The following is a 26,359-nucleotide window of genomic DNA, read 5'->3' on the forward strand; positions in this document are numbered from 1 at the left end:
GCTGAAGCTCTTGCCCGGGAAACAAACTCAAACTAACAGTCCCTTGTCCTGCCTCGCGGGTGGAGGAATTTGACTGACCACACCCGGAGGAATTTGAAGTGACCCGCGGGGCATTCGTCTAGAAGGCTGTTGTTCTCAACTAGTACGCCTGCCCTCGGTAGTGAGCAGCCGGTGCCGAGAGCTGGATTTCCGGACTCGACTTTCATTTCGCACCGCAGACCCAACGCGACAAGTATCGTCGAAAGAGAGTCTGTGCTGCTGAGCAGCGTAGGAGTCTCGAACCAATTCCGTCATCATTCATTTGCATGACGTCGTCCAGGGCTGTCTTAGCGCTCGAACTCGCAAGTGCGCTCACGCCGGACCGTTCGGCGATCGTTGCGTCCATCTCGGCTCTCACCTGATCGAAGTCGGCCAGTACCAACCGCAGATCAGCCACCACCGCGGCGTCATTGACGTCAATCCGTTCAGGCGAATGTTGCCCAGCAGGTATTTTCAGATGCGCGGACTGTATCCGGCAGGAAAGCCGAAGGTGATGAAGCGGCACAGTCCGCTCACCCACAGTCCGCGCGATAGCAGGAACCGGGCCTTGTCGAGCTCCTCTTGAATTCGAGCGAGCGGTTGATGCAATTTTTTGCAAGGGGCCATCCATCTCTAGCGGTTAGCTGCTCGGTAGAGCGTAGGCTGACCGGAACGCCCGGCCGTCCTTCGTTTGCATGATGGTATCGATCGGTCGAGTCTGGAGATCCCGGTCGCGCCGTGATCCTGCCGACCGAGCTGACCGCTTCGAGACCTCGCGTCTGGGTATAATCATCGTCATGCGAATGAAGGATGACCAGTCCCATGCCGCTACCTAGCGTTCGTCGTGTGTAATTCGGTCGGTCTTGACGTTCACAGCTCATCAAGAAGGACGCGGTGCAACGCGATGAGGTCGGTTTTCTGCGGAGCCGATTGCGGGCTCGTCAGGGTCGACTGCTTGAATGACATGAACTGAGCTTGAGGGAAAAGCGATGAACCTGTTGCAGAACGACGGGTCGGAGGGCATTCGAGATCCGGACGCCCGCCCCATGATTTCGGTGGCCATACCAACCTTCCGTCGACCGGATATGATACGCCGTACGATTGAAAGCGTGCTGCAGCAGAATTACGCCGACTGGGAAATGGTGATCAGCGACGACGAAGGTCCAAAAGGCGTCAGTTGGAGCATTCTGTCTGAATACGCTCGGAGCGATTCCCGTATTCGAATTGTCCAGAACCACCGAGGACGGGGCCAGGTTGAGAATACGAACAGCGCGATGCTCGCATGTCGCGGTCATTGGATCAAAGTGTTGCATGACGACGACTGGCTGGTGCCGGGATCGCTCGAGACTTTTGCGGAATTGGCGAGGACGTACCCCACCGCTGCGTTCATGACCTCCACATCTCATCTCGTTCAGGATGAAGGCATAAAATACCGCCGGGGAGGGCACGTCACGCTGTATTCGAGCCAGCAGTGCCTGACGGATCTCTATTTGGTCGGCAAGACCCGCGTGCTGGGAATTGTTCCGTCGACCCTGCTGATCAACAGCGAGGTCATCCAGGCAGGTTGTCTGATGCGAAACTACAAGTCGATCAGGTGGGGGGTGGACCAATTGTTCTTCGTCGACCTCGCCTGTCATGGCGACATGGTGGCGATCGACGACGGCCTGATCTTCTACGATATGACGGACCACGCGAATATTACCGGTTCCAAATCGTTCTCTCAGATCGATGAGGAGACCCTTGATCTCAAGAATCTGACCTGGAGCCTGGTCGAGGACAAGCAAGGGCTACCAGACCCCGAAACGGTCGTGCGTGCATTGCGGGTTGCAAGATTGCGCGGAAGATTTCGCCACCAGTCCTGGGGCGCAACGATCCGGGACGCGCTCCAGATCCTGCGTCCCTCGGTTATCAAGGCAGCCAACAAGGCGATCCGGGCGCGAGCGCGTACATCGGCAGCGGGCTCATTAGCTCGCGTGGGTCACGCCTGACGGGGCCGCCGCTGACCATTATCGGGACAAGGCGCTGGTCCGATCGGGGGCATCGAGGCGTGTTACGAAGTCGAACACGGGGCCGCCCGCTACCCCCCAATTGCTCGACCAGATCACTTGGGAACCGTCGGGCGACGGCGAGCCGTGAGTCTCGCTCCAGTAGTCGTGCGGGACGTTGCGTGTGTACGCAATGCGTCGGAATTCGCCACTGCCGTCAATTCGCAGGGCAATGACTTCCCGAGCGAAGGGCGCAAACTTTGGTAGCCGGGCGATCTCGGCCGGATCGCCACCATAGCTTAGAATCACCCAGCCGGGCCAGTGGATCGCGCGCGTGGACGCATGCGAGGCCTCACCACGCGGAGCCAGGGCGGTAACCACGCCGTCATCCAGCCGGCGCTTGATCACCTGGTATATGTCGGGATCAGATTTGCTGATTCCGACGTATACCTCGCGTCCGTCGGCGTCCACGGCCATGTCGCCATGACTCGGACGATGATGTTCGGTCCAGCTTTGCACCAGATCGCCTGCGACGGTAAAGATGAATGCCTCATCCTTTCCGTCGACCCATCGGCTGCATCTGATGTAGCTGCCCAGGGCAGATATCTCGCAAACGCCGTCTCGCCCGGGCAGTTTCCCCACTTCGATATCCGGAAACTTCTGTCGGCTCACGAGGTCAAACGCGAATGCGACGACGACGCCGTCGGCGCGCGTGCCTCGCACGGCGATGCGCCGGCCGTCCTGAGAGGGATTGCCCTTGCCCGGCCCGAACTGAAGGCCGCGATAGCCCTCGGCCATCAGCATGATCTCTTCGGCATTGGTTCGCGGCGTCCAGAGCGAGATCTTGCGCCCGATCGCGCATATCATGCGTTCGGGATCGCGCGGGTGCCACTCGCACTCGTCTTCGCGTTGCCGGCGGAACAGCGGAACGTATGTCCGTCCGTCCAGAAAGCAGAGCCCGTTACAACCGTTGGCGATCAGAAGCAGAGTCTGGTCGGCGTTCCAGGCCTGCGCGCTCGAATATCGGTGGGTGCAATAGGCTCGTTGACAGGCCAGGCCAGCACCCAAGGGCCCCGGGGTCGTTATCCGGACGATCGTGGCACCGGTGTCGGGATCGGTGACCGGAACGAGATAGTCGGGCAAGTTCATGCTGCTGGCAGTCGAGAGCTTGGTCTTTGCAAGCGTCTGTGCGGCGGCGATGCCCGCCAATGCAAGCACGACGGCCACGGCGCCGGCCAGGCCAATTCGCGTGTAGTGGGACGGAGACATCCGTATCATGCTCCATGGCAAGCAGGGGGCTCGGATCATCCGGGTGGGCAAGCGATCGATATGAGGTTCGATGCTTGCCGGTCACCAGGCTCCCGCGGGGACCAGGACTATTGGTTCGACGATGCGTTCTAGCTGCTCGGGCCCAGCGCGCATCATTTGAATGCAGGAGACGCCCCGCGAAATGTTGCGGATCCACGGGCAGGTTCTGATCCTCTCGATCGATAGATCAGTCCGGCGCGGTTAGCCGGGCGGCGCGTATAGGCGCCGCCCGGCATTTGTTGAGGGCTTGATGGGCGTCAGGCCGATCGGCCAGGCTAGTCCGGCTCTGCGGCGCCGATTTCGTGACGTCCGCGGTCGCTTGACACAAGGCTGAGCGTAGGTTCCCGATCCATTGACAACGGCAGCGCGTGACCATTCGAGACCCGCACCAGTGATCCGTTGTTCATTCCCCAAATTGCGGCCTGCGTCCTGTTCTGGACCCGTATCTTGCGCAGGATCGCCTTGACGTGGACCTTCACGGTCGCCTCGGCAATATCGATCTTTCGCGCAATGCACTTGTTGGAATTGCCCTCGATCAGATAGGAGAGAATCGCCCGCTCTCGCGGTGACAGATGAGGTGCTATCCGTTCTTCGGCCGCAACGAGGAGATTTGATCGCTCTTCGATCGCTGGCTGAAGTTGAGGCTCGCGATCGAAACCGCTATCGAGCACGAATGACAGGAAAGCCGGTGGAAACACCGTCTCGCCCATTGTCACGAGCTCGATGGACTTGATGAAAGCGTCGCATGAATTGACGTCGACGAAATAGCCGCTGGCACCGGCCTTGTAGGCCGCGATCAACTCATCCGGCCGGTAGTGGTCCGAAACGATCGCTACGCGCGCGTCCGGATACTGCTCTCTTACAAACCCGATGTGCTTCATGGCTGCATCGAATTCGCCGGTGCTGTGGATAATCACAAACAGGAGCTGCTGATGTGCCTGGAGTGTGCTTGTAACTTCATCGGTGCTCGAGGCCGACACCGCAATTTGAAAATCTGCCGCATGCAGTATTTGAGAAATTCCCTCTCGCAGCAAAATATTTCGTCCGATCAAAACAACTTTGCAGGATTGCCGCCTCCTCATCTTACCCTCCGCAACCAACGCAATGACACAACTTGAATGAAAAACACGCAGGAAAAGGAACAAAAGCGCCTCGTGGCCCGTTTTTTCTGATTTGCAGAAGCCGGGCACCGTTTAGTTAATAATTGCTGAAGGTTAGATTCGATCTTTCGATTTTGCCTATATACCTTTCGTTATAGGCCGATGGGTCCCCAAGCTCTTGGTGAACGGCCGTCGGAGATTGACTTGGGGGCGAAATAGAATGCTGATTCAACCTTTGAATGTTCGCCGTGAGCGGGTGAATCCGTTCGCGAAAGCCTTGCTCCATCGCGATGCTTTCGAGCTTGCCAAGTGGCAAATGGATAGACCGCTCGCCAGCGGTTGTGAGCCGAGACCACCGGGTTCATACGGCCCTTTGATCCGGCGAACTTGATGTATATTGCGATCACAGACTCGTGCGGTTATTTGCCTCATAGGTCCGCTACGCCAAATGATACTTTAGGGAATTGCTCGAAGTTTATTTGTTGGTGATCAATTGATGTTGGAGCGGCAAGGGCGGGGGCCTCTAGCTTCAATCGCGGGAATTTTGGGGGCGGCAGGTTAGGGAGCGCCCGATGCGTCGTGCGACTGTAGTGATTGCAGACCGACACCCAATGGTTTTGCAGGGTCTCGCAAGTGTTCTTGGTTCAGAATCCGATTTCGAGGTCGTTGCATCCTGCGGCGATGCTGCGAGCTGCATCCAGGCAATTTTGACGCTTGCGCCCGACATAGCGATCATGGACGCGGCAATGCCGGAGCTGACCGCGCTGATGAACAATTCACTCAGCCATTCGGACAGCCGACCAACGCGGTTTGTGTTCTTCGCGCCGAGCGAGGACTGCGATCTTGTGTTGGCGGGCGCCCCGGCCGGGTACAGTGTCCTTCTGAAGGAGATGACGGGCCAAGCCGTGGTGCAAGGCTTGCGAGACATTGCCAACGGCCAGACCGTTGTTCCGTTATCGCCCACCGATCAGGCCGCGCCTCGCGAGCACAGTCCGAATCCGGAAAGCGCGCTCGCGGTACTCACCGAGCGCGAGCGGCAGATCATGCGCCTGGTCTCTCGTGGTCTGTCCAACAAGGAAATCGGCCGCCGGCTCAACATTGCAGACGGCACCATCAAGGTTCACCTCCACAACATTTTTCAGAAGCTTGAAATCGGCAATCGCACTGCGCTTGCGGCCCTCGCTATCTCGCAGGATGACCGCGCCAATTCGGCGCAGGACAAACCGGCGCATGCTGGATCGGATCCGGTGCCCGGGGAGCGCTAAGACATCATATCGCACTGTTTGCAGTGCGATATGCGGGCATTTCACCGAAGCTCAGCCGAGCGACCGTTGCACCTTCAGATTGTGCAAGCGCCGGCAAAGCTGCGTTTTCGATCTCCTATCCCTCGATGGAGAACTGAAGAACGAACAGCGACCGGCCGCCAAGCTCGGGGCTGTCGCTGACTTCCACCTGCCAGGAAATGTAATGCAGGAGTGGGTCCATCACGTCGTGCTTGAGGATCTCGCCGCTCAGTTCGATCGCAGTGGTCCGCGCCGCGGAAATGTCGGGGAGATCAAGTCCGACATCGTCGAGCACTGAATGACCGTCGTGGATATGAAAGAAATACCGCGGCATGGATGTCTCCGGACAACGCGAACATTCCGATGACTGCAGCGAGCCCCCCGCATCACTGTCAAGATTTCGCATCGCAGGGGCGCGCATAGCAAGCGGCTATTCTAGGAGGGCTCAATCATCATTGATGGGTACCCCGACGTTGATCTGCATGACCACGAATTCAGAATGAACAATTGCTTCTCGAGGACTACGATGATGTTGCGTCGACGGAGCCCACTTCGGCGCAGCGCTGCGGCCCCGGCCCTGCGAATCCCCAATGCCCCCGCCGGGGCCGCGCCCTTTTCGCAAGTCTCGTCAGGTGGTCCATCACCGCCGCGCAGAAATTGCAATCGACACTCCGATCGGTTGGGAGCGGACGGTTTGACTTTGGGGGACATCATCTCGAAAAGGTCATATCGCGTAGTAGTCGCGATACCAGCGGACGAAATTGGATATACCGGTTTCGATGGGGGTGGAGGGCGAAAACCCGGTATCGCGCATGAGATCGCCAACGTCGGCAAACGTTTCCGGGACATCTCCAGGTTGCATTGGCAGCATTTCCTTCGCTGTGGTTCGTCCCAGCTCTTTCTCGATCAATTCGAGGACGTGCATCAGCGCTTCCGGGCGGTTATTGCCTACATTGTAGAGCTTGGCCGGTGCGCCCGCCGCATCGGCGTTGTCCTCCGGAGCGCGCTCGATCAGCCGCGAGATGACGCGCGTGACGTCGTCGACATAGGTGAAGTCGCGCCGCATCCTGCCATGGTTGAAGAGCTTGATCGGCCTGCCTTTGACTATCGCGTCGGCGAACAGGAATATCGCCATGTCGGGCCGGCCCCACGGGCCGTAGATCGTAAAGAACCGTAAGCCGGTGACCGGGAGTCGGTACAGGTGGCTGTACGAATGGGCCATCAGCTCGTTGGCTTTCTTCGTCGCGGCATAGAAGCTGACGGGGTGGTCGGCCCTATGCCGGGTTGAAAATGGCAACTCGGCATTGGCGCCGTACACGGACGATGATGATGCGTAGATCAAATGACCACAGGCGTTATGCCTGCAGCCTTCGAGGACGTTGAGGAATCCCTCAAGATTGGCGTCGACATAGGCGTGCGGCTGATCGATCGAATGCCGGACGCCGGCCTGAGCGGCTAAATGGACCACTCTCGCAAAACGATGTTTTGCGAACAGCTCGGCCATCGTCGACCGATGTCCAAGATCGATCTGCACGAAGGAGAAACGCGGATCGCGGCGCAGAATGTCGAGACGCGCGCGCTTGAGGGCTGGGTCGTAGTAGTTGTTGATGTTGTCCAATCCGACGACCCGGCGCCCTTCATCGAGCAGTCGACGGGCAACATGAAAACCGATGAAGCCAGCAGCTCCGGTCACCAGAACGTCGTCGGCAACTTGCTCTGAGCGAGATGACATTCGCTGTCCAAGTTAGATGGAGTTCGAACGGCGAAGAAGGCGCCATCGATCGCAGAAAGTTAACTCTCAATCGCGCCGCATCTCGATTGCGCAAATGAGCGCACCTGACGATGGCGGCGGAGCCGAGCTGCCAGCAGCCGCTCGAACGGATTACTCCGTGCATCCTCGCCTGTCTCAAATTCCAGGGGCGTAGCGTATGTAATGTTCGAGCGAACCGCGTCATCATCCATTTGCATGAAGATGAAGCCAGACAAACCTGCAGAGTTGTCTCAGCGGCGGGCTTGCCCGACTTGGCCGTCGGCTTGGAGTACGCGCTGTCGAACGATCGACGTCGGTGACTTGAGCGCAAACGGCGTGGTCAGGGGTGTTTGCGATGAAGATGGTCCGTGTTGACGCCCTCGGCGCGAATGTATCGAGCATCGGTTTCGGCTGCGCGTCGCTCGGGGGGCGCGTTGGGGCTCGCAGGGGGATCGAGGGGCTCGAGCGCGCATACGACGCCGGAATAACCTGGTACGACGTGGCGCCTTCGTATGGCGATGGGACGGCCGAGTCTATTTTGGGCCAGTTCGTATCCAGGAAGCGCGGCAGCGTCCATATCTGCACAAAGGTCGGGATGCGCCCACGTGATACCTCCGCCGTTAAGCGGATCCTGAAGCCGGTAGCGCGCGCCGCTCTTGCGGTGTTTCCCGGGATCCAACCGCGCCTCTCCGCAATGAAGTCGAAGCCCTTCAAAGTGCCGCTATCGGCCGAGCTGATCAGGACGAGCATCGAGGATAGCTTGAGGCGGCTTCGCACGGATTATGTCGACGTGCTTGCGCTCCACCGTCCCACCCGCGAAGAGGTCGTTCGCGAAGACATCATTCGAGCGGTCGAGCGCGTCGTCCAGGACGGGAAGGCCCGCGCAATTTCGATTGCGGGCAATAACGAAGGCGGAATTGACGACCTCCATGAATCGCTACCATACCGGCTGATTCAGATCGCGAATAATCCGCTCGAGCCGAATCTTCAGAGATCGACCGAGATTGCGCGACGCAGGACGTTTGTCACCTATGGATCATTCTCGAGCGTCGATCCGCTCGTCGCAAGGCTAGGATCGGAGAAAGAAATACTGAACGGCCTTTACGAGATGGGATACCGGGGCGACCTCACCGAGATCGCTGCTGCCTTTGTCGTAGATTATGCGCTGGCAACGAACTCGGAAGGAGTCTCATTGTTTTCGATGTTTCGGAAAGAGCATCTCGCGTTCAATCTGCGCCGGTCAGCGCAAATCCCGGCGCTTCATCAGCTCAATCGCATCGTCGCCGATCTCTCGAACGGACCGCGGGAAACCGAACGGTTGGTCGTGCGCGCGTCGGTGTAGCGATCAAGTGCGGAGCTTATGGGCATGAGGTCTACTCCGTCATCATCATACAATCGGCGGCTGCGCGTGCTAGAATTCACGTCCCACGATACTACTCGCCAATGTTGTCGACGATATTCGACTGGCGCGCGGACGGCCACGACGCGGCTAGTGTGATCGTCTCGCCGAGGCCTGCGCAGCAGGGCAGGCCAAAGGTGAGGGGGCCAGGCCGCTGCCGTCGCGTTAGGAGATTGCCCGCAATCGCGGTTGCGCTTGGTGGGCCCGTTGATAGATGCTCGGAGAGAGACCATGTGCGGAATTGTTGGTGTCGTCGGGCGGGGCCCAGCCTCTGCTCTTCTTTTGGATGCGCTGAAGCGGCTCGAATATCGCGGATATGACTCGGCCGGTATTGCCACTCTCGAGGACGGCTCGCTGACGCGACGTCGTGCGGTCGGAAAGCTCGCAAACCTCAAGAGCAGGCTCGACTCGGAGCCGCTTGCCGGGCGGATCGGAATTGGTCACACCCGCTGGGCAACGCACGGCCGTCCCGATGAGACGAATGCGCATCCCCACATGGTTGACGGCGTGGCGATCGTGCACAATGGGATCATCGAAAACCATCGAGAGTTGCGCAATGATCTCAAAGCGGCCGGTGCACATTTTGCGACCGAAACCGACTCCGAAGTGGTTGCGCATCTCGTTAGCCGCGAGCGGAAGAACGGATACGAGCCGGTCGCAGCGGTGCGTAAGGTGCTCCCGCGCTTGAACGGAACGTTTGCGCTCGCCTTCCTGTTCGAAGGGCACGACAATCTCCTGATCGGTGCCCGAAAGGGCTCGCCGCTTGCTGTCGGCTACGGTTGCGGCGAAATGTTCCTGGGTTCGGATGCGATGGCGCTCGCGCCTCTGACGGACATTGTCGCCTACCTTGAGGACGGCGATCTCGCCGTCGTGACCCGAGAGCAGATCGAGTTTATCGACGTGAACGGCGCGAGCCTCCGCCGTACGTCGGCCAAAATCGCTGGTGCAGCCGTGATTGTTCACAAGGGCGAGCATCGCCACTTCATGGCGAAGGAGATTCACGAGCAGCCGAAGGTGGTTGGGCAGACGCTTGCGCAATATATCGCGCGCGACGGGACAATCAGGTTGCCGGCGGGCGTGGATGTGGACTTCGGGACAGTCGATCGTGTGTCGATTGTAGCTTGCGGGACCTCCTTCTACGCCGGTCTGATTGCGAAGTACTGGTTCGAGCGCTACGCCAGGCTTCCGGTTGAAATCGATATTGCATCGGAGTTCCGTTATCGCGACGTTCCGTTCGGCGCGGGCAATCTGGCGATTTTCGTGTCGCAATCCGGCGAAACGGCCGACACGCTCGCTTCGTTGGAGTTCGCCAAGACCCACGGCCAGCGCGTTCTCGCTGTCGTCAACGTGCAAACTTCGACGATGGCTCGTTCGAGCCACATCGTAATGCCCACATTGGCCGGTCCGGAAATAGGGGTCGCATCGACAAAGGCGTTCACCTGTCAGCTGGCAATCTTGCTCTGCATTGCAATCGCGGCCGGTCGCAGTCGCGGTGTGCTCTCAGCCGAAGGCGAGCGCTCGCTCGTCCGGGCCCTTGCTGAGATTCCAGACTATATGGCCCGCGCGCTCGAACTGGAGCCGAAAGTCCATGAGCTCGCGCGTGAGATCGCCAGGGCCAGAGACGCTCTGTTCATAGGCCGGGGCACCAATTATCCGCTGGCATTGGAGGGAGCCCTCAAGCTCAAGGAGGTCACTTACATTCACGCAGAGGGCTATGCGGCCGGTGAGCTCAAACATGGACCGATCGCGCTGATCGACAAGGGCCTGCCGGTCATCGTCATTGCGCCGTACGACGCGACGTTCGAAAAGACCATGTCGAACATGCAGGAGGTGATCGCCCGTGGGGGCCGCATTATCCTCTTGACCGACCAGAGAGGTGCTTCACTCGCCGCGTCCAGTGGTTGCTCGGTCCTGGCCTTACCGGATATGCCCCCGATCGTGGCGCCGCTGGCTCTCGCGGTGCCGCTACAGCTCCTTGCGTATCACAGTGCCGCGATTATGGGGACCGACGTGGATCAGCCGCGGAATCTCGCGAAGTCGGTGACCGTCGAATAGTCGGTCCGGTCGCGCCGCATGCGCTTCAGAAGGAGGTGCTGTCGAAAGCAGGATGCTGGTCTAACAGACAGGGGCGCTCCGAAATGGGTGCCTCTTTCGACCAGTCCGCGGTCTCGGCGGCTCGGGGTAAAACCTGGTGGCCTTCGGGCCCAGGTTAAGCACCGACGTCCGCAGGGCAGGCGGCCCCGCTATATTGTAACCGCGTTGGCGGGGCCGCTGCTGCCAAGAAACGAGCTAGGACCTGGGGGCTGCTTCTCCTCGCAGACTCTTCGGCATCAGGCCGCAAGGGCAGCCCGATCAGGGAGTAGTCCTTTCGGGTTATTGGAAGACTGTTCTGCTTCGAGATAGCTTCAGGCAAGCCCGTCCGGTCGACGAGCTCGTTTAGCATCCTACGTGCGCTTCGCGAGGGATCATGTCGGTTTTGACGGGAACAGCCGGCGCGAACATTCGACGCGGTGATATGATTAAAGTCATCAAGGGGAGGCTGTTCCCGGCGCTCCTTTACGAGCAACATGAGGGCGGCGCCGCCGAAGATATTCCCGAGGGCGCCCGTGCCTATTGCCTCAAAGACAAAGTCTGGCGAACGATGCCTCCGGGCTTCCGCCCCTCCTAGAGCTTATTGGCGAAGCAGCATCGCAAAATGGCCGAGCCAGGCTCGGCCAAGTCGTGAGTGGGCCGGCGACGCAACCTCCGCGGTAGGTCTGGACCGACGGCGGAGCGCTGTGTGTGCAGACTAGCTGCAGCTCAGCGGCAACGGCTGGTCGGGGTGCAACTCGTACCAATCGTAGCAATCTGGATAGGCGCCGTAGAATCCGTATCCGGGTCGATAGCGACCAAAGCGGTGGAACGCATGTTGGCGCAGGCCGATGCCGCCGGCGCCGGCATGACCGCCGAATCCGAGATGTTCGCCGCCAAAGCCTCCATCACGCGCCATGCCGCCGAAATGCGCGCCGCCGCCGCCGAAGCCCATATGTCCGCCGCCAAAGCCACCACCGCCAAAACTGGCGTGGCCGCCACCGCCAAAGCCACCACCGTGGCCGCCGCCACCGCCACCGCCGTGCGCCTCGGCCGCGCCGATGGCCAGGGTCGAGGCAAGCGCCGCCGTTGCCAAAATCATGATTGCTCGTTTCATGGGACACTCCTTTCGTGTCGATCTGCCTGGTCATCCATGCAGTCCGCTCCCGCGTCGTGCCGTCGCCGAAGCTCCTGATGACAAGGCTCGTGATGAAAGGAGAGGTAGGAGCGATGCGCGGCAATCCCACTAAATTCGACTTCAGGAACGAGGCGCGCCGGTAGGGAAGATGATCCCGCCGCGGGGGCCGCGGCCCACAGAAGGGGCGGGCTGAACGTTCCAGCCCGCCCACGTCGTTCGATGAGGAGCGGCCGACCGAGGCGCCCGGCCGGCCAGGGAAATGCCGTAATCAGAAGCTGCCCGTGCCGGGCTCGCAAGGCACGTTGTTGCCGGTCCACGGCGCTGTCGCGAAAGCGCCGACGCGCGGCGCAGGAACGCAGACGCGGCCTCCCTGCTGATAGAAGGGCGCATCCGATGCGGCCGCATCGGTTGTCATCGCGGGCTGTCGCACGACGGCATGGTGCTCGCGCGCCATGACGGGTCCCCCGAGCACGGCGGCTGCAATCAATCCCGTCGACAAGAGTTTGAGAGTGGTCATTTCGGCTTCTCCTTTGATGACATCAGGCCGACCAAGCGGCTCCGCATCAACGTGTGGACGGCCGGGCGTCGTCCAAATGCACGAATTGCTCACCGGATTTCAACGGCCTGTGAGCCGGCGCGGCGTTGCAAGCACGATCGTGCGAATGCGCAACATCCGTTGCCTTGAGAGTAACGGGGAGCGCATCGCAGGCATATGTTGATGAAAGCGCAGTTCAGAATGGAGGCGGAAGATGATCACGACGACAGCGAGACTTATGGCCATCGCGCTGGCCCTGTTGGCGACGGGCTCGGCGCGCTTCCTGAATCGCTATTTAGTGGTGCCCCATGCTCCGCAGGACTATCTCGTCAGACAACGAGTGGCCTATGGCAGGCTGGCGCGGCGCCGCGCGTTCAGAGCGGGCGGGCATTGAACATGACGCTCCGGACCGCCGAGCCCGTGCTCCTCCGCCGCAGGCCGAAACGCCTCGCAGAACGTGGGAGCAGGATCATGACGCGGATTCTTCTGATCGAAGATGATGCCGAAACCGCCGAGGTGATCGTCGCCGAACTCGCCGATCGCGGTTTTGAGGTCCAATGGGCCCCTGACGGCGTCGACGGTCTCGATCGGGCGCGCGCGGCGTGTCCGGATGCCATGATCGTCGATCGCATGCTGCCCGGAATGGACGGGCTGACCGTCATCGAGGCCCTGCGCAAGGATCGGGTCGGGACACCGGTGCTGGTTCTGAGTGCGCTCGGCGCCGTGGACGATCGGGTACGCGGATTGCGCATGGGGGGAGACGACTATCTCACCAAGCCGTTCGCGATCATCGAGCTCGTCGCACGCATAGAGGCATTGCTGCGCCGTCCGATGGACAGCCGCGAGACCACGTTGCATGTCGGGCCGCTGGAGCTCGATTTGATCGAGCGGACCGCGCGACGCGACGAGCGCGAGATCGACCTGTTGCCGCGTGAGTTCCGCCTGCTCGAATACATGATGCGCCGGAGCGATCAGTTGCTCACGCGCGCGATGCTGCTCGAAGAGGTCTGGAACTATAAGTTCGTTCCGGCAACGACGAATCTGATCGACGTGCATATGGGCCGGCTGCGCCACAAGGTCGATGGTCCCGGCGACACCCAGCTCATCCACAATGTTCGCGGCTCCGGCTTCATTCTGCGTTCGCGCGCATAGAGACGCGAAACCCAGGGGCTCGCGGAGCACATCTCGGACGAATATCGAGTGCCGGTTCGATGCGCCAGATTCAGTTCATCCGTTCGAACACGTTCCTCTGGGCCCTGGCGGTGGCGGCCGCATTTGCGCTGTTCGTGGTCGGGCTGTTCGCGTTCACCTATTGGAAGCTCGACGACTATCTGATCGCGCGATCCGACCGCATGATCATGACCCGGATCAGTTTCATCGCCGATTTGCCGTCGGCGCGCCGCATCGGAGCGATCTCCGATCATCTCGAGCAGGATTCCAGGGGCGTGCAGTACGCGGGACTTTTCAATGGTGCCGGCACCCGGCTTGCCGGCAACATCGACAGCTTGCCGCGCGCACTCGATCTCGGCGGAGCGGCGCAGGGTGTGCGGCTCGACCTCATTGAGAAATCGGCGGTCCACGGACCGGTCATCAGGGTCGTGGGCAGGCGTCTTGAGAACGGCGATGTCCTGGTGATGGGACGGAATGTCGATGAGACGCACGAGATCTCGAGTGTCGTGGGGCAGGCGCTCGCGCTCGGCCTGCTGCCGGCGTTCTGCCTCTGTCTGCTGGCCGGCGCGTGGCTGAGCGTTCGCGCCCAGAGGCGCGTGGAAGAGGTGAACCAGCGGGTGCAGCGGATCGTGGCCGGGGAGTTGCGCGAGCGGCTTCCGGAGGACAATTCCGACGATCCGTTCGCGCGACTGGCCAGCATCGTCAACGGCATGCTCGCCGAGATGGAGACCATGATCAACGCGCTTGCCGGCGTCGGCAACGATATCGCCCATGATCTCAGGACGCCGCTCACGCGCGCACGCTTGGCGCTGGAGCGCGGCCGAACGCATGCGACCACCCTGGAGCAGCTCCAGGAGGTCACGGACAAGGCAATGGCCGGAATCGATCAGTCGCTCGCGATCGTCACCGCATTGCTGCGCCTCACCGAGATCGAGAACAGCCGCCGCACCGCCGGCTTCGGTAACGTTGCGCTCGACGAGATCCTGCGCGAGGTGTGCGACGTCTATGAGCCCATCGCCGAAGACAAGGGCATCGGGCTTGGCGTCGTCATCGATCGCAATGTGCTGGTGTGGGGCGATCGAGACCTGTTGTTCGAAGCGATGGCCAATCTCGTCGACAATGCCGTCAAGTTCACGCCGCCCGGCGGCCAGGTGAGGCTCGAACTGGTGTCGGAAGATGACACCGCGCTCGTGCGGGTAAGTGACACCGGACCCGGCATCAGCACGCAGGAGCGCGAAGCGGTGCTGCGGCGATTTTATCGTTCCGACAAGATGCGCAACACGCCGGGGGTTGGGCTTGGACTGAGCCTGGTGGCTGCCATCGTCAAGCTGCATGGCTTTCGATTGATCATCGGTCCGGCTCCCGGCGGGCAGATCGAGATCCTTGCCTGGACCGGGAGGGCGAGCAAAGCCGCCACATGCCGGTCCCGGACCCCAACTCTCGCAACCGTCAATCAGATGTGATGCCCCTCATGATGCGTGATGTTCTCGATGCCAGGACATGCCGAATGTCTGAAGGCGAATTCAGGTTTGTTACGCTCAATTCAGTGGCCGCCGCCTTCGGAGGCTTCCTAGAGTCCGCTCGCCGGTTTCGTATGTGGGAGTGACAGATGCAGATCCGCCTGGAAGTAGCGAGGAATAGTGTCATGGCCGTCGCGGCCGGAGCTCCATCGCCCTCATTCCTCAGCGCCTATTCCGCGGCCATCAAGCGCTATGAACTGCTCGAGCCCGGTCACGAGCAGCAGCTTGCGCGCCGCTGGCGCGAGACGCGGGACCGTGGTGCCGTGAACGCGCTCGTCACGAGCCATCTCCGGCTCGCAGCCAAGGTGGCGCGCGGCTACAAGGGGTACGGTCTGCCCTTGGCCGATGTGATTGCGGAGGCAAATCTCGGCCTCGTCATCGCGGCGTCACGCTTCGAACCCGGCCGCGGTGCGCGGTTCTCCACCTATGCGGTGTGGTGGATCAAGGCCTCGGTTCACGAATACATCCTGCGGTCCTGGTCTCTGGTCAGGATCGGCACGACGGCAGCGCAGAAGAAGCTGTTCTTCAAGCTCCGCAGCGAGATGAGGAAAGCTGCGGGCGGCGCGATGGCGGCGCTCACGCCCGATGTCGCCGAGACGATCGCGGAAAGGCTCGACGTCACGGCGCGTGAGGTGATCGAGATGGATTCCCGCCTGAACGGTGACATGTCGCTGAATGCGCGCGTTGGCGACGACGAGCAAGGAACCGAGTGGGAAGCGTTGCTGGTCGATCAGGCGATCGACGCGGAGACAGTGCTCGCCGATCATGAGCAGACGGAGCGCCGTACCAACGCCTTGCGCGTTGCGCTGGGCATGCTGACGGCGCGCGAGCGTCATATTCTGGAGGCGAGGCGGCTGGCGGAATGCCCGGTTACGCTGGACCAACTCGGATTCGAGCTTTCGATCTCCAGCGAGCGGGTTCGGCAGATCGAGATCCGCGCCTTTGCCAAGGTCAGGCGAGCCGCAATTCTTGCCGTGCAGGATGCGGCACGCAAGCGCCCCGACGGTGCCTCCGGCTCACGGCCGCGGGAGCTCACCGCTCCATGAGCGATCGAGAAGCGGTGATGCCGGTACGAATGATGTCTGTCATGCCACGGAGCATCTGAATTCGTTTTCATTTGAACGGATGCTCTCCCGTCCTCATCTGTTCAATGATCCCGCGCAACTTGCTTCAGGCAGAATTACCATGGGAATTGTTCGCTTCGCGCTGCGGTTTCCGCACACGTTCTATGTGCTTGCGGCGCTGATCCTGTTCCTCGGCGGCATCGCGATCTGGTCGATGCCGACGGACATTTTTCCGGAGATCCGCATCCCCGTCGTCACGGTGGTGTGGAGCTACACCGGCCTGTCGACGCCCGAGATGGAGCAGCGGGTCAGCACCTACAGCCAGTATTCGATCAGCGCCAATGTCAGCGGCATCAAGAACATCGAGGCGCAAACCCTGAACGGCCTGTCGGTTCAGAAGATCTACTTTCAGCCGGACGTCAATCTCGACCTCGCGATCTCGCAGATCGTCTCGGCAACCAACGCCATCCGCGCCCTGATGCCGCCGGGCATTCAGCCGCCGATCATCGTGCAGTTCAATGCATCGAGCGTGCCGGTGCTGCAGCTCAGCCTCGAGTCCAATAGTCTGAACGAGCAGCAATTATACGATTTCGGCATCTACCGTATCCGGCAGCAATTGGCGCCTGTTCCGGGCGTGACGCTGCCCACGCCTGCCGGCGGCAAGTACCGCCAGATCATGGTCGACATCGATCCGAACAAGCTCCTGTCGCGCGGATTGACGCCACTCGACATCGTCAATGCGGTGAACACCCAGAATCTGACGCTGCCCACCGGCACGACGAAAATCGGAGACACCCAGTACACCGTTCGAACCAACGCCACGCCAGCCTCGATCAAGGATCTCAACATGATCCCGGTCAAGTTCGTGAACGGGGCCACGATCTTCCTGAAGGACGTGGCCCAGGTCCGGGACGGCTCCCAGGTCCAGCAGAACATCGTGCGCGAGGACGGTCATCGCGCCGTCCTGCTCAGCGTGATCAAGAACGGAAATGCCTCGACGCTCGCTGTCGTCAACGGGGTGAAGAAGGCCTTGAGTTCGATTCGCGCGTCGGCTCCTGCAGGGATGAAGATCAACGAGCTGTTCGATCAGTCGGTCTTCGTCACCCATTCGGTCGATGGCGTGCTGCGCGAGGGCGCGATCGCGGCCGGCCTCACGGCACTGATGATCCTGCTGTTTCTGGGATCGTGGCGATCGACACTGGTCGTCTTGATCTCGATCCCGCTGGCGATGCTGTCTTCGCTGGTCGTGCTGTATTGTCTCGGCGAGACCTTGAACACGATGACGCTCGGCGGACTTGCGCTCGCGGTCGGTATCCTGGTCGACGATTCCACGGTGACGATCGAGAACACGCACCGGCTCTGGACCGAGGAAGGCATGCCGTTGCCCGATGCGACGCTGCACGGGGCGGCTGAAATCGCGGTGCCGACGCTCGTCTCCACGCTCGCCATCAGCTGTGTGTTCACCTCGGTCGTCTTTCTGGAAGGACCCGCCAAGTACCTCTTCACCCCGCTGGGTCTGGCGGTGGTGTTCGCCATGCTGGCATCGTATGCGTTGTCGCGAACACTGACTCCGATCACCATCGGCCTGCTGCTGAAAGGCGAACGGCGCCATGGCGAGGGCGGAATCCCGTCGGGAATCTTCGGTCGCGCCTCGGCGATGTTCGAGCGTGGGTTCGAACGTCTGCGCAACGGCTATTCCGACCTGCTGTTGACGTTGCTTCGGCGTCGCGTCGTCGTGCCGGTCGTCGCGGTCCTGGTGCTGGCGCTCGGGGCCACCATGTTCGTCTATGTCGGCAGGGACTTCTATCCCCTGATCGACGGCGGCCAGATCCAGCTCCACGTTCGCGCGCCCGCGGGCACCCGCATCGAGAAGACGGAAGCGATCTTCCAGGCGGTCGAAGACAAGATCCGCGAAGTGATTCCGGAGCGGGACCGGGCGCTGATCGTCGACAATATCGGGCTTCCGGCGCGTCCCTACAATCTCGCATTCACCGACGGCTCGACGATTGGCGTGAACGACGGCACCATTCTCGTGTCGCTCAAGGACGGGCACAAGCCGACCGCAGACTACGTCAGGAAACTGCGCCAGGTGCTGCCGAAGGCGTTCCCGGAGGACACGTTCTACTTCCAGGCGGCCGACATCGTGACGCAGATCCTGAACTTCGGCCTTCCGGCGCAGATCGATGTCCGCACGGTTGGCTACGGCGCCAACAATCTGGCCGTGGCCAAGGAACTGCAGAAGAGCCTCGCGGCGATCCCCGGTGTCGTCGATGCGCATCTGCAGCAGGAAGTCGATGCTCCGGCGTTCTATGCCGACATCGATCGCACGCGGGCTGCGCAGCTCGGGCTCAACGCCAGCACGGTGGCGACCAATATCAATGTCAGCCTCAGCTCGTCGGCGCAGGTCTCACCGAACTTCTGGACCGATCCGACGTCGGGAATCCCGTATTATCTGGCCGTACAGACGCCCGAATACAGGGCCAATTCTCTGAACGCACTGGGAAACACGCCGGTGTCGGCCTCGCTTGCCGCGAGCGGGCAGACGGTGCCCGGCCTCCTCAGCAATGTCGCGACGTTCAAGCGGGGGAGTGTCCCCACCAATTCGAACCAGGCCAACGTCCAGCCGGTGTTTGACGTCTATGCGAGCGTCCAGGGTCGCGATCTCGGCGGCGTCGCGGCCGATATCAACAAGGTCACGTCCACACTCCAGAAGCAGCTCCAGCCGGGTAATTCGATCCAGGTCCTGGGACAGATCCAGAGCATGAATCAGTCGTTCCGCAATCTCGGAATCGGCCTGCTGTTTGCCGCCATCCTGGTCTACCTGCTGATGGTCGTGAACTACCAGAACTTCGGCGATCCCTTCGTCGTCATCCTGGCGCTGCCAGCGACCCTGTGCGGCATCGTGACGATGCTGTTCATCACCGGAACGACACTGAACGTGCCTTCGTTGATGGGGGCGATCATGGCGGTCGGCGTTGCCTCCGCGAATTCGATCCTGCTCGTAACGTTCGCGCGTGATGAGCAATTGAAGGGACATTCCGCGTTCCAGGCCGCGCTGAGCGCGGGCCGCACCAGGATCCGTCCGGTCCTGATGACTGCTGCCGCGATGATCGTGGGCATGATCCCGATGGCGCTCGGAGGTCCGGGCGAGGAGCAGAACGCCGCGCTCGCGCGCGCAGTGATCGGCGGACTGCTGTTCGCAACCCCGACGACATTGCTGATCGTGCCGTACCTCTTTGCCATGCTGCGCAAAGGCAACGATGGCAAGCCTCACCACGGCGTATTCGAGGAGCAACCGGAATGAGCGACGTTCGTGTGCGGACCAAAGACGACGAGGCGAGGGACCCGCCCGATGCGGAGAGCCGCCGCATCGTCGAGCTCCCCGGCAAGGCCGCGCCATCCGAACGCCGTTACGGCGGCGCGCTGCTCGGAGGAGGGATGCTTCTGCTGCTCGTGGGCGGTCTCGGCATTGGCGGCTGGCGGCACTATCAGGCGGCGCGTGAGGTCGCTGCAGTGGCGGAGCAGGTGAGAACCGCCATTCCGGAAGTGCGAGTGGCGGCGGTCCGGCCCAGCGGTGACCTGATGAAGGTTACCTTGCCGGCGACGACGACGGCGTTCGAGGCAGCCAATATCTTCGCGCGGACCAGTGGCTATATCGAAAAGCGCTTTGTGGATATCGGCGACCGGGTCAAGAAAGGCGATCTTCTCGCGGAAATCACCGCTCCGGAACTCGACCAGCAGATCGCCCAGGCCCAGGCGACGCTGGCGCAAAACCAGGCCGCCTTGCAGCAGGCGCAAGCGAGCCGGGAGCTTGCCGACGTCACCAATGCGCGCGACAGCAATCTGGTCAAGCAAGGCTGGCTGACGGCACAGCAGGGGGACAACGATCGTCTCACCCTGCGAGCACAGCAGGCGGCCGTGGGCGTCGCCCAGTCGAACATCACGGCGCAGGAGGCCCAGATTCGGGTCCTCCAGCAGGAGAAGGCCTATCAGCGCGTGGTGGCGCCGTTCGACGGCGTGATCACACAGCGCAACGTGGATAATGGCAGCCTGGTGCAGGCCGGGTCGACTTTCATGTTCACGCTGATGCATCCCAACGTGATCCGAACCCAGGTCTTCGTGCCGCAGGACGAGGCCTTCGGGGTCGCGCCGGGCGTCGATGCGGATATTCGCGTCCCCGAGATTCCGGGACGGACGTTTCCGGGGAAGGTCACGCGCATCGCAAGCGCATTGCAGCCGGGAAGCCGGACTCTGCTTACCGAGATCGACGTGCCCAATCCGGACGGTGCCTTAAGTCCCGGTATCTACTGCACGGTCGAGCTGTCGATCCCGCGCAAGACGCCGTCGATGACCGTCTCGTCCGATGCGCTCGTCTTCGACCAAAACGGTCTTCATGTCGCGGTCGTGCGGAATGGCACCGTTCATTTGCAGCACATCTCGATCGCACGGGACCTCGGCACCACAATTGAAGTGCGCGAGGGCTTACAGCCCGGCGACCAGGTCGTGCTCAATCCGGCGGTGAACCTGGCGGAGGGCAGCAAGGTCACCATTCGCAAGGTCGAGGTCAGTTAGGAGCATAGAGATGATCCGAATCGTGCTCGCAACAACGATCGCCCTGCTGTTGGGCTGTTCTTCGAGTGAGGCGCAGGTCTCAACGATGGGCACCACGGCGATGGGCCTTCCAACCGTACCGGGAGCGATCGTGACGTCGCCGCTCAACAGTCCGGGGCCGTTTTCCGCAACAACCGAGCCTGGCGTTCCCGACACGACGCTGGCGCCTGTTCCGCTCGCCTCGGATCCGACGACGCCAGGCACGGTCGTCGTCTGCGCCACGCCATCGACGTCCCCGATGCCGGTGCCGGCGACCCCGATCGTATCGAGCATCGGCTCGTCAGCGTCAGGCATCGGCGCTCCGCTATTGCCGGTCACGGGCCAAACTGGCAGCTCCACCGGAACGCTTCCCGCAGCGGCACCGGCGGGAACGGGGACGACGGTCGCATGCAGCTCGACGCCGGGAGGGCTCGCGACAAGCGCTGCGTCCCTGCCGCTCTCGATCCCGCAGGTGCCGTCCAGTCTCGCGCCCGGCACGATCCTGGCGGACACCAGCGCGGCGGGCGGTACCGGCATCGATCCAAATGCCGCCGTCATGCCGAGCCCGAACAGCACGGCCTGCGCGGAAGGCGTCTCGATGAACCTCGCAGCGCCTGCGACCGTGTTGCCAGCCAACGCCTCAGGCGCGGCGCCAACGCCGGGAGTGTCGCCGATCTTGCCGCCGGGATGCTGAGGCGTCGCCGCGACAGGACTCTCGTACCGCGTGCGGATCGGGGGACGACACGTCGGCTGGCATAGCCGGGGCGCACCAGCGCTTCACGTTGCCGGGCGTAGCTTCAAGACTTCGGCGTCGGGCGGTAGCATCGTTCCACCGTCCCGGTATTTCCAGTCCACCATCACACCCTTGTTGCCCCGTACAGTGGTGCGGCCGACGAAGGTCCCCATGGTGCTCTGATGGTCGATGGAACGCCAAATCGCCGGGCCGAATGGCGTTTCGAAGCCGACGTTGCCAAAGCCGTCGGCCATCGCCTCGGTATCGAATTTCCCGAGCTTCGCGATCGGCGCCACGATGGAGCTGATCAAGGCGTGACCGACCACGGATCCCATCGTGGGAGCCTCGCCATATCGTGCGGAATAGGCCGAGACGAAGGCGTTGTTGGCGTGATCCTGGACCTCGGTCACCGGATAGCCGGTCACGATCCATCCTTCCGGCGCGTCCTGCCCGAGGGGAAGAAGGTATTCGGGTTCGCCGGTCGTGAACGACACGACGTGTCGCCCTTCGAACAGGCCGCGGTCATTGCCTTGCCGGACAAATCTGGCGAGATCGGGTCCGAAGGTGGCGTTGAGGATCGCTTCGGGCTTCTGCTGCGCGAGGGCGTTGACGACCACGCCGGCATCAATGGCACCCAGCGGCGGCCACTGACTGTTGATGAACTCGACGTCGGGACGGCGGCGGCTCAGAAGCTGCGTGAACCATCTTACGGCCGACTGCCCGTATTCGTAGTTCGGGGCAATCGTCGCCCACCGCGTCGCCTTCAATTGAGCTGCCTCGTCCACCAGCATGGCTGCCAGCATGTATGTCGAGGGGCGGAGCCGGTAACAGTATCGATGTCCTTGCTCCCAAACGAGGGCGTCGGTGAGCGGTTCGCTCGCCACGAAGAGGATCCGGTTTTGCCGGGCGAAGTCGCTGATCGCCAGTCCGACATTCGACAGATATGCGCCTGCCAGAAGATCGACGTCATTCCGTCGCACCAGTTCTTCGGCGGCACGCAGCGCGACGCTCGGCTTGCCTTCATCGTCCCGGCTGATGAGCTGCAGCTCTCGCCCGAGCAGGCCACCGCTCGCATTCAGCTGTTCGACCGCCAACTGCCAGCCGCGACGATAGGGCAGGGTAAACGCGGGCGCGCTGCTATAGGAGTTGATCTCGCCGATCCTGATCGGTCTCGTGCCCTGGGCGCGGATGATGCCGGGCGAGAACATCGACGCGCCAACACTGCCTAAGACCTGTCGTCGAGAGATGCTCATCTGGTGCGATCCGGAGGATTGAGTGCGAGGGCTGGTCCAGCGCTGCAGGACATGTCGTGCCGGTCGAAAGATCAGCAACCTAGTGGCAGGTGCAGGACGGGGGCCGGTCGTCGCCGCATGTCGAGATCGAGATGCCGGGACTTGCAGCGAGACCGCGCGCAAAGGCGAGCGCGGGAAGATCGACCTCCCGATCGAACAGCGCGCTGACCGGACCGACGAGATCAAGCGCGGTCTGCTGGCGGTCGGACGCCGCCATGATCCTTGCCCACGCTGCCGCGACCTTCAGCTCGTAGAAGCGGCATTGCTGCTCTCTGGCAACGGACAGGCCCTCGGAGAACAGGACTTCCGAGCGGGACCGATCTGACGAGCCATCGGCAAGCAGGATCTCGCCCTTGATCCGCAGCAGATCAGCAAGGCACCACAATTGCTGGCCTTGCCGGGAGATGGTCAGGGCATCTTCCACGGCGGCCAGGGCCTGCGCAGTCTCGCCGGCCGCGAACAGTCCTTCGGCGAGCGATCCGAGAAATTCGGGATTGCGCATCAGCCAGCCATTCTCGGCCCGCGCTTTCAGCCCGCTGTGCAGCAGCTCTATTCCATCGTGATGTCTGCCCTGCAGGACGAGCAACTGCCCCTTCAGGCAGGACGTCCAGCTCGTCCAGAAAGCTATTCCCTCGCGCGTGACGAGCTCGAGGAGAGACGCGATCGCCTGATCGGCAGTGGCGACATCATGCGTCATCAGCGCAATGGGGCACACGGCGTTCCGCAGCGCGTAAGCGATCGCGAGCTTGTCCTTCTCACGCTGCGCCTCCTCGAGGCATTCCGCGGCCAGGGATCTGCTCTGGGCGATCTTTCCCTGGAGCAGCAGCACGCGGGCTAACATGGCCTTTGCCAGGACGCTCTGGTTGAGCAGGAACCACATCTGGTTCGTGCCGTCCTTCAATCCGTGAGCCGAGTGGTCCAGGGAGAGGGTCAGTTCGCGTCGAGCTTCCTCCTGCGCGCCGTAAAAATGGGTGGCGGCGCCGATCAGGCGGCGGCCGACCGTCTCGTTGGCGGGGTTTCCCGTGCGAAGGGCGATCTCCAGATATCGCTCTCCGACATTCTTGGCCGCGTCGTATTGGCCCGAGTTGAGATTATAGCTCCACAGCGTCCAAACAGCCTTGAGCTGAAGCTCGAGATCGGACAGCTCTTCGCCGAGCGCAAGGCCGATGTTCAGGGCCGCCTTCATGCGATCCGCCGAGCCCGTCGTATTGAGAAGCGCGAACCCCAGCGCGACATAGAGCTGCGCCTTGAGCCTTGGATTGCAGGTCAGCTCTCCGTCAAGATGGGCGAGAGCGTGCTCGATCCGGGTCGAGCATTCCATGAAGGACAGCAGTTGCATCCACACCGGCACAAAGCCGGCCGTCAGCTCTACGCCGAGCGCGGCATCGCCGCCGGGCGCGAAGGCCCAGTCGAGCGCCGCATGCACGTTTCCAATTTCCTGCGCAAGGCGGGTGAGATCGTCGGAGGCGGGGGAGGCATCGCCAGGTGGCATGATGAGCTGCCTGAGAAAGCTCGCATGCCGTCTGCTGGCCTGCTCGCACAGTCCTGCTTCTGCCAGCTTCTCGAGGGCGTAAGCGCGGGTGGTCTCCAGCAGACGCCACCGCCCTTCGAAGGAGGGATCGAGCGAGACCAGCGATTTTCCGACCAGATTGAACAGTGTTTCGATGACGTCCGACCGGGACAACGCGTCGTCCATCATTGCAATGGCCGCATCGAGTGTGAACCCTGCCGGAAACACCGCGAGCCAGCACAACAGCCTTTGCTCGTCGGGCGACAACAGATCGTAGCTCCAGTCCAGCGTCGCTCGCAGGGTCTGGTGCCGCGGCAGTTGGTCCCTGCGGCCGCCGCTCAGCAACTCCATTCGCCTGTCCAGGCGAAGCAAGACGGTGTCTACCCCAAGATTCGCGGTCTGAGCCGCGGCGAATTCCAGCGCGAGCGGAATTCCGTCGAGCCGGCGACAGATGGCAGCCACTTTGAGCAGATCGTCTGCGCCTGGAGAGAAGTTCGCGCGTAGCGCCTGTGTGCGAGCGACGAAGAGCTGCACGGCGCTTGCCTGCAACAGCAAACCGGGATCACGCAAACCAGAGTCCGGAACCGACAGCGGCGGGATGGCCGCGACGTATTCGCCATCGATGCGGAGGCCTTCCCGACTGGTCGAAAGAATAGTGACATTGGGACAATAGCGAAGTGCAGCACTCGCGATCTGTGCAGCGACGTCGATGACATGCTCGCAATTGTCCAAGATGAGAAGCAGACGCCGTGACCCGATAGCCTGCGCGATACAGGCGGCCGAAACCTCCTTGTCACTCAAGGCCAGCTTGAGCGCACGCGCGGTGGTCGATGTCGCAAGTGCCGGATCATGCAAGGTCGCGAGCTCGACCAGCGCCACCGCACCATCGAATGAGGATGCGACCAGGCGCGCAAGTTCGATGGCCAGCTTTGTTTTCCCGATGCCTCCCGGGCCGACCAAAGTCACGGCTCGATATGCGAACATAAGTTCGGCAATTTCGCTCAGGCAATCCTCGCGCCCGATAAGAGGAGCGCGCGTTGTTCGGCAGGTTATTCGAAAAGGATTCGATGGCCGGGACAGATACCGATGTCGCTGCGGGCTGATCCAAATGCCCGCTCCGCCAGGTCCCGGCGAGGGTGTATCCACGGCCCGAGATCGTCTTGAGGAGATCGCGATCTTTGCCCAGCGCCTTGCGAACGGCGGAGATATGGACCTGTAGCGTGTTGTCCTCGACGGCCAGGCCTGACCAGACACTTCCGATCAAATCATCCTTGGTCACCAGGTGACCGGCGCAACCCGCCAGTTTCTCGAGAATCTCGAATGCGCGGCTTCCGATCGGGACCGTGATGTTGTCGCACTTCAGCTCTCTCCGCTGGCAATCGATGAGCCAGTTACCGAAAGAGTAGGTTCGTACAGCGGGCGAAGGCGACATAAGGGGGGTCCGTGGATCAGCCTCACTGCCGCAATCTAGGAGAGTGACGAGACCCCCAAAGATCACCGCCCCTGCAAGATTCTGAAAGCGTCAGTATGCCCGGGTGTCCTACAGGGGAGGCCGTTGGGGTGTCAAGACGACCTTCTCAGTAGCCGGCTGTTCGCAATGGCTAGCTCGTTGCCTGCTACACGAGTTCGTGAGGACCAATGGGAGTGCCAAAATGGGAGAGCGGGCCGGAAGGAGCGCGCAGCACATCCCGGCAGCAACACAGGGCAGGGGATCTCGCGTCGCGACGGTTCAGAAGCTCGGCGGCCCGCTTGGTCTCTTCGTTATCGAGCGGTCGAAGCGACACATGCTCACATCGCGGGTTGCAGGATATCGCGCGGCATCTCGCTTGAAGCGATGGCACGACGCATCACTTCGACGGTGTCGGCATGTCGACGACGGAGAGCCTGAAGTTTC

At 61.7% G+C, this 26,359-nt stretch carries 20 protein-coding genes and 1 pseudogene; 12 read left to right on the forward strand and 9 right to left on the reverse strand.

Translation table 11 applies throughout. The features are described from left to right. Positions 1-1,007 precede the first annotated feature (1,007 nt). Entirely contained in the window at positions 1,008-2,006 is a 999-nt protein-coding gene (locus QJT78_RS14065; protein WP_028147261.1) for a glycosyltransferase family 2 protein, read from the forward strand. An 18-nt stretch (positions 2,007-2,024) separates the two neighbouring features. Here the strand turns inward: QJT78_RS14065 and QJT78_RS14070 are convergent, their stop codons facing one another. Then, positions 2,025-3,272: a hypothetical protein gene (locus QJT78_RS14070; RefSeq protein WP_038942600.1), complete on the reverse strand. Its 1,248-nt coding sequence runs from the start codon at positions 3,270-3,272 to the stop codon at positions 2,025-2,027. Between the two features lie 314 nt (positions 3,273-3,586). Beyond that, positions 3,587-4,393 carry a response regulator transcription factor gene (locus tag QJT78_RS14075; protein WP_049807512.1) on the reverse strand — a complete coding sequence of 269 codons (807 nt, stop codon included), beginning with the start codon at positions 4,391-4,393 and terminating at the stop codon, positions 3,587-3,589. A 590-nt stretch (positions 4,394-4,983) separates the two neighbouring features. Between QJT78_RS14075 and QJT78_RS14080 the strand changes: the two genes are divergently transcribed. Then, positions 4,984-5,676, forward strand: coding sequence for a response regulator transcription factor (locus tag QJT78_RS14080; RefSeq protein WP_080586515.1), 693 nt, complete (start codon positions 4,984-4,986; stop codon positions 5,674-5,676). 115 nt (positions 5,677-5,791) lie between these two features. Here the strand turns inward: QJT78_RS14080 and QJT78_RS14085 are convergent, their stop codons facing one another. Next, positions 5,792-6,028 (reverse strand): hypothetical protein, encoded by a 237-nt coding sequence (locus QJT78_RS14085; protein ID WP_028147263.1) that lies wholly within the window; start codon positions 6,026-6,028, stop codon positions 5,792-5,794. Positions 6,029-6,418: 390 nt separating this feature from the next. After that, a complete protein-coding gene (locus QJT78_RS14090) occupies positions 6,419-7,426 on the reverse strand; it encodes an NAD-dependent epimerase (RefSeq protein ID WP_038942603.1) in 1,008 nt (335 codons plus the stop codon). Between the two features lie 373 nt (positions 7,427-7,799). On the opposite strand from QJT78_RS14090, the gene QJT78_RS14095 reads away from it, so the two are divergent. The 3 genes from QJT78_RS14095 to QJT78_RS14105 all read left to right on the forward strand — a co-directional run bounded on the left by QJT78_RS14095 (position 7,800) and on the right by QJT78_RS14105 (position 11,511). Further along, positions 7,800-8,786 (forward strand): aldo/keto reductase, encoded by a 987-nt coding sequence (locus tag QJT78_RS14095; protein ID WP_038942604.1) that lies wholly within the window; start codon positions 7,800-7,802, stop codon positions 8,784-8,786. A 288-nt stretch (positions 8,787-9,074) separates the two neighbouring features. After that, positions 9,075-10,898 (forward strand): glutamine--fructose-6-phosphate transaminase (isomerizing), encoded by a 1,824-nt coding sequence (gene glmS, locus QJT78_RS14100; protein WP_038942605.1) that lies wholly within the window; start codon positions 9,075-9,077, stop codon positions 10,896-10,898. A 412-nt stretch (positions 10,899-11,310) separates the two neighbouring features. Further along, complete coding sequence (locus tag QJT78_RS14105) at positions 11,311-11,511, forward strand: hypothetical protein (protein ID WP_155257706.1); 201 nt, start codon at positions 11,311-11,313, stop codon at positions 11,509-11,511. A gap of 120 nt (positions 11,512-11,631) precedes the next feature. Here the strand turns inward: QJT78_RS14105 and QJT78_RS14110 are convergent, their stop codons facing one another. Together QJT78_RS14110 and QJT78_RS14115 are read right to left on the reverse strand one after the other, a co-directional pair. Further along, positions 11,632-12,030, reverse strand: coding sequence for a hypothetical protein (locus tag QJT78_RS14110; RefSeq protein ID WP_038942606.1), 399 nt, complete (start codon positions 12,028-12,030; stop codon positions 11,632-11,634). A gap of 289 nt (positions 12,031-12,319) precedes the next feature. After that, the gene (locus QJT78_RS14115) at positions 12,320-12,568 is read right to left on the reverse strand and encodes a hypothetical protein (RefSeq protein ID WP_028147268.1); all 249 of its coding nucleotides are present in this window, start codon (positions 12,566-12,568) and stop codon (positions 12,320-12,322) included. Between the two features lie 232 nt (positions 12,569-12,800). Between QJT78_RS14115 and QJT78_RS14120 the strand changes: the two genes are divergently transcribed. The 7 genes from QJT78_RS14120 (at position 12,801) to QJT78_RS14150 (ending at position 21,624) form a co-directional block, all read left to right on the forward strand. Then, a complete protein-coding gene (locus QJT78_RS14120; protein ID WP_028147269.1) occupies positions 12,801-12,980 on the forward strand; it encodes a hypothetical protein in 180 nt (59 codons plus the stop codon). A 77-nt stretch (positions 12,981-13,057) separates the two neighbouring features. Next, on the forward strand, positions 13,058-13,738 hold the full coding sequence (locus QJT78_RS14125; protein WP_014496376.1) for a response regulator transcription factor: 681 nt from the start codon (positions 13,058-13,060) through the stop codon (positions 13,736-13,738). Between the two features lie 59 nt (positions 13,739-13,797). Beyond that, complete coding sequence (locus QJT78_RS14130) at positions 13,798-15,219, forward strand: ATP-binding protein (protein ID WP_038942607.1); 1,422 nt, start codon at positions 13,798-13,800, stop codon at positions 15,217-15,219. Positions 15,220-15,401: 182 nt separating this feature from the next. Further along, positions 15,402-16,322 carry an RNA polymerase sigma factor RpoH gene (gene rpoH, locus QJT78_RS14135; RefSeq protein WP_162136475.1) on the forward strand — a complete coding sequence of 307 codons (921 nt, stop codon included), beginning with the start codon at positions 15,402-15,404 and terminating at the stop codon, positions 16,320-16,322. A gap of 139 nt (positions 16,323-16,461) precedes the next feature. Further along, entirely contained in the window at positions 16,462-19,644 is a 3,183-nt protein-coding gene (locus QJT78_RS14140; protein ID WP_028147273.1) for an efflux RND transporter permease subunit, read from the forward strand. Next, a complete protein-coding gene (locus QJT78_RS14145; RefSeq protein ID WP_028147274.1) occupies positions 19,641-20,912 on the forward strand; it encodes an efflux RND transporter periplasmic adaptor subunit in 1,272 nt (423 codons plus the stop codon). The genes QJT78_RS14140 and QJT78_RS14145 overlap by 4 nt, the downstream gene beginning before the upstream one ends. A gap of 10 nt (positions 20,913-20,922) precedes the next feature. After that, entirely contained in the window at positions 20,923-21,624 is a 702-nt protein-coding gene (locus tag QJT78_RS14150) for a hypothetical protein (RefSeq protein WP_028147275.1), read from the forward strand. A gap of 83 nt (positions 21,625-21,707) precedes the next feature. Here the strand turns inward: QJT78_RS14150 and QJT78_RS14155 are convergent, their stop codons facing one another. From QJT78_RS14155 to QJT78_RS14165, 3 genes and pseudogenes are all read right to left on the reverse strand, one after another. Further along, complete coding sequence (locus QJT78_RS14155) at positions 21,708-23,078, reverse strand: ABC transporter substrate-binding protein (protein ID WP_312016836.1); 1,371 nt, start codon at positions 23,076-23,078, stop codon at positions 21,708-21,710. Further along, a complete protein-coding gene (locus QJT78_RS14160) occupies positions 22,996-25,449 on the reverse strand; it encodes a transcriptional regulator (RefSeq protein WP_281460256.1) in 2,454 nt (817 codons plus the stop codon). Before QJT78_RS14160 ends, QJT78_RS14155 begins: the two co-directional genes overlap by 83 nt. 208 nt (positions 25,450-25,657) lie before the next feature. Beyond that, positions 25,658-25,897 (reverse strand): annotated as a pseudogene (locus tag QJT78_RS14165) (winged helix-turn-helix domain-containing protein); the annotation flags it as partial. Between the last annotated feature and the right edge of the window lie 462 nt (positions 25,898-26,359).

It is taken from the genome of Bradyrhizobium sp. Mp27 (assembly GCF_029953005.1).
GTDB lineage: Bacteria > Pseudomonadota > Alphaproteobacteria > Rhizobiales > Xanthobacteraceae > Bradyrhizobium > Bradyrhizobium barranii.